This window comes from bacterium (assembly GCA_035691305.1).
GTDB lineage: Bacteria > Sysuimicrobiota > Sysuimicrobiia > Sysuimicrobiales > Segetimicrobiaceae > DASSJF01.
In genome coordinates this window covers 1-3,743 of sequence record DASSJF010000045.1, presented here as the reverse complement: position 1 = coordinate 3,743, position 3,743 = coordinate 1, and the positions used below count along the sequence as shown (strand labels likewise).

The 3,743-nt window shown below is 70.6% G+C and carries 4 protein-coding genes; all 4 read left to right on the top strand.

All coding sequences use genetic code 11. From position 1 onward, the window contains the following. A partial coding sequence (locus tag VFL28_08345) for an ABC transporter permease (protein HET7264665.1) occupies window positions 1–1,005 on the top strand: 1,005 nt, incomplete at its 5' end. After that, a complete protein-coding gene (locus VFL28_08340) occupies window positions 1,002–1,889 on the top strand; it encodes an ABC transporter permease (protein HET7264664.1) in 888 nt (295 codons plus the stop codon). The genes VFL28_08345 and VFL28_08340, both read left to right, overlap by 4 nt. Window position 1,890: 1 nt before the next feature. Continuing rightward, a complete protein-coding gene (locus VFL28_08335) occupies window positions 1,891–3,111 on the top strand; it encodes a Zn-dependent hydrolase (GenBank protein HET7264663.1) in 1,221 nt (406 codons plus the stop codon). 13 nt (window positions 3,112–3,124) lie between these two features. Then, complete coding sequence (locus VFL28_08330) at window positions 3,125–3,517, top strand: DUF1844 domain-containing protein (protein ID HET7264662.1); 393 nt, start codon at window positions 3,125–3,127, stop codon at window positions 3,515–3,517. Window positions 3,518–3,743 lie beyond the last annotated feature (226 nt).

Sequence of the window (3,743 nt, the reverse complement as noted above, 5' to 3'; positions counted from 1 at the left end):
GTCGGGGGCCGGCCCGCGGCACCGCGGGCCGGCCGCCACCTTTACCCGATGTTCCGCTTCGTCGCCCGCCGCCTGCTCCAGATGGTGCCGGTGCTGTTCTTCGTCAGCGTCATCGTCTTCACGCTCATCAACCTGATCCCGGGCGACGCGGCGCGCCTGTTCCTCGGCGAGGAGGCCTCGCCGGACGCGCTGGTCGCTCTGCGCCACCAGATGGGGCTCGACCGGCCGCTGCCGGTGCAGTACGCGTGGTGGGTCGGCGGCATGCTGCACGGTGATTTTGGCCACTCGTTCAAAGACAACCGCTCCGTCCTCGCCACCATGCTGCAGAAGATTCCCGTCACCGCCGAGCTGTCCGCGATGGGCCTGCTGATCGCGTGGACGATCGCGATCCCGGCCGGTGTGCTCGCGGCGTGGCGCCGGCGGACGGCCGCGGACTACACGGCGTCCGCCGCGGCGCTCACCGGGCTCAGCATCCCGAACTTCTGGCTCGGGATCATGCTGATCTACCTCTTCGCCGTCAACCTCCACTGGCTGCCCGCGTCGGGCTACGTGCCGCCCGACCAGGACCTCGGCCGCAACCTCCGCACGCTGATCATGCCGGCGTTCGTGCAGGGCGTGATCCTCGCCGCGGTCGTGATGCGGCAGCTGCGCAGCAGCATGCTCGAGGTCCTGAGCGCCGACTTCGTCCGCACCGCGAACGCGAAGGGCCTCGGCGCCGTGACGGTGCTGGTCCGCCACGCGCTGCGGAACGCCGTGATCCCCGTGATCACCGTGATGGGCATTCAGCTCGGCGCGCTGCTCGGCGGCGTCGTGATCACGGAGTCGATCTTCTCGGTCCCGGGCCTGGGCCGGCTCGCGATCGAATCGATCTACGCGCGCGACTACCCGATGCTGGAAGGCGTCGTGATGTTCAGCGCGTTCGCGGTGCTCGCGGTCAACCTGGCCGTGGACATCGTCTACTCGCTGATCGATCCCCGGATTACGCTCGCGGGCAGCCGCTCGTGAGCACGGTCGCGGGCGCCCTCCCGGCCGTTCGCCCCCGCGCGCCCGCGAAGCGAGGCTTTTGGCACCTCGCCGGGCGGTTTGCCCGAAACCGGCTGGCGGTGGTCGGACTGCTGGTCGCGATGTTGGTGCTCGTGGTCGCGGCCGCCGCGTCGGTGATCGCGCCGTACTCGCCGATCAAGACCGACTTCACCGCCTACCTCCAACCTCCCGGCGGACGGCACCTGCTCGGCACCGACGAGTTGGGCCGCGACGTCTTCAGCCGCATCATCTTCGGCTCGCGCGCCTCGCTCGAGGCCGGGCTCATTTCGGTCGGGCTGGGTATTTCCGCCGGCGTGCCGCTCGGCCTCGCCGCGGGCTTCTACGGCAACCGCCTCGACGACGTGCTGATGCGGCTCACGGACGCCATGCTCTCGATCCCGAACCTGATCCTCGCCCTGACCGTGGTCGCCGTGCTCGGGCCCGGGCTCGGCAAGGCGATGATCGCGATCGCCGTCGGCCTGATGCCCGTGTTCATGCGGATCATGCGCGCGCAGGTGCTCTCGGAGCGCGGCCGGGAGTACATTCAGGCCGCGCGCGCGCTCGGCGCCGCGGACCGGCGGATCATCTGGCGGCACCTCCTGCCGAACAGCGTCGCGCCGATCGTCGTGCAGGGCTCGCTCAACGTCGCGGGGGCGATTCTCGCCGAGGCGACGCTCAGCTTCCTGGGGCTGGGCACGCAGCCGCCGACGCCGTCGTGGGGATCGATGCTGAACGCGGCGCAGCAATATCTGACGCAGGCGCCGTGGCTCTCGGTTTGGCCCGGCATCGCGATCGCCGTCACGGTGTTCGCGGTGAACGTGGCCGGCGACGGCATCCGCGAGATCTGGGATCCCCGCACGCGCTGAGATGCCCGCGACCATCGACGCCGCGCGTCTCCGCCGCCGTCTGGAAGAGCTGGCCGTGATCGGCCGGACCTCCCAGGGCGGCGTCACGCGGCTCTCGTATCGGCCCGAGCACGCCGCGGCGGTGAAGCTCGCCGCCAAATGGATGCGCCAGGCCGGCGCCGCCGCGGCGGTCGACGCGTGGGGCAACCTCCACGCTCTCGTGTCGGGAAGGGATCGGGGATCGCCGCCCGTGGCCGCGGGCTCCCACCTCGATACGGTGCCGAACGGCGGCATCTTCGACGGCGCCCTCGGCGTGGTCGCCGCGATCGAGGCGGCGCAGGCCCTGCGCGACGCGGACGCTCACCTCAGACGGCCGCTGCTGCTCCTCGGCTTCGCGGAGGAAGAAGGGACGTCGTTCGGCGTCGGCTGCCTGGGGTCGCTCGGCGTCGTCGGGCGCGCGCCCGCGCCCGAGACGATCCGGACCCGCGACGGCGCGACGGCCGCGACGCTGCTCCGGGCGTTCGACCCCGGCGTCCCGAAAGGACCGCTGGCCCCGTCGATGGCCTCGTACCTGGAGCTGCACATCGAGCAGGGCCCGATCCTGGCTTCGAGGCACGCGCCGCTCGCCGCGGTGGAGGCAATCGCCGGCATCTCCCGCGCCGTCTTCACCTTCCGCGGCCAGGCCAACCACGCGGGCACGACGCCGATGGAGGCGCGGCGCGACGCACTGTGGGGGGCCGCGGAACTGGTCGGGCAGGTGCGCGTCCTCGCCCTCGGGACGGCGGGCCGCGCGGTCGCGACCGTCGGCCGCCTCTCGGTGACGCCGGGCGCGACCAATGTGATCCCCGGGACGGCGGAGATGGCCGTCGAGGCGCGCAGCGCAGACGACCACGTGCTCGGCGCGTTCCGCCAGAGCATCGAGCAGGCGGGCCGGACGTGCGCCGGCCGCTATGGCCTCGAACTCGATATCGGTGAATGGCGGACCGAGGCGCCGCTGCCGCTCGATGCCGCCGTGCGTACGGCGATCACCCAGGCGGCGAGAGATTTGAATGAGCCGATGACGACGATGCCGAGCTGGGCAGGACACGACGCCAAGATTCTCGGGTCGCGGGTGCCGACCGGGATGATCTTCGTTCCGAGCGATCGAGGCATCAGCCATTCGCCGGAAGAACACACTTCGTGGGAAGACGCCGCGCGGGGCGCCCAGGTGCTCTGCCGCGCCCTGGAGCGGCTCGCCGCGTGAGAGGGTCCAAGCGATGAGCGGAGAGACGCCGCGCGGGGACGCGCCCGGGGAAGCCCGGCCGGCAACAGAATCCGGATCGGAAACATCGTCTACTTCTGGCGGAGCGCCCGGCGGGGAGGAGAGCGGCCGGCAGGCCGTTCCGATCGAGGCGATCCCGACCCGGGAACTGCTCGTCTGGATGCTCGACATCCTCGGCGCCAAAGCATGGCAGGGTATGGGGCTGATGCCAAATCCCGCGAGCGGCAAGATCGAAAGGGATCTCGGCGAGGCGAAAATCGCGATCGACGCGTTTGCCGGGCTGCTGGACGCGATGCGATCGCAGCTCGAAGGCCAGGCGCTCCGCGACACCGAGGCTCTGCTCACCACTTTGCGCGTGAACTTCGTCGAAAAGAGCAGCGGCGCATAGCGCCGCGGCGGCCGCCCCGCCTTATCCACACTTTCTTGTCCACATTATCCGCAGTTTGCGCGAACGAAGTTTCCGGATTGCGCGAGAGGGTAGGGTGTGCTACAAATCATGTCGGAGGCGCAAGCCCTCCGGCCAGAGTAGCCGACTCAAACGCTCGCGCACGTGGACGCCGAGAGCTGGTCAAGCGTACTTCGGGGGTAACTCCGGAGAACAGCTGGCAGGCGGT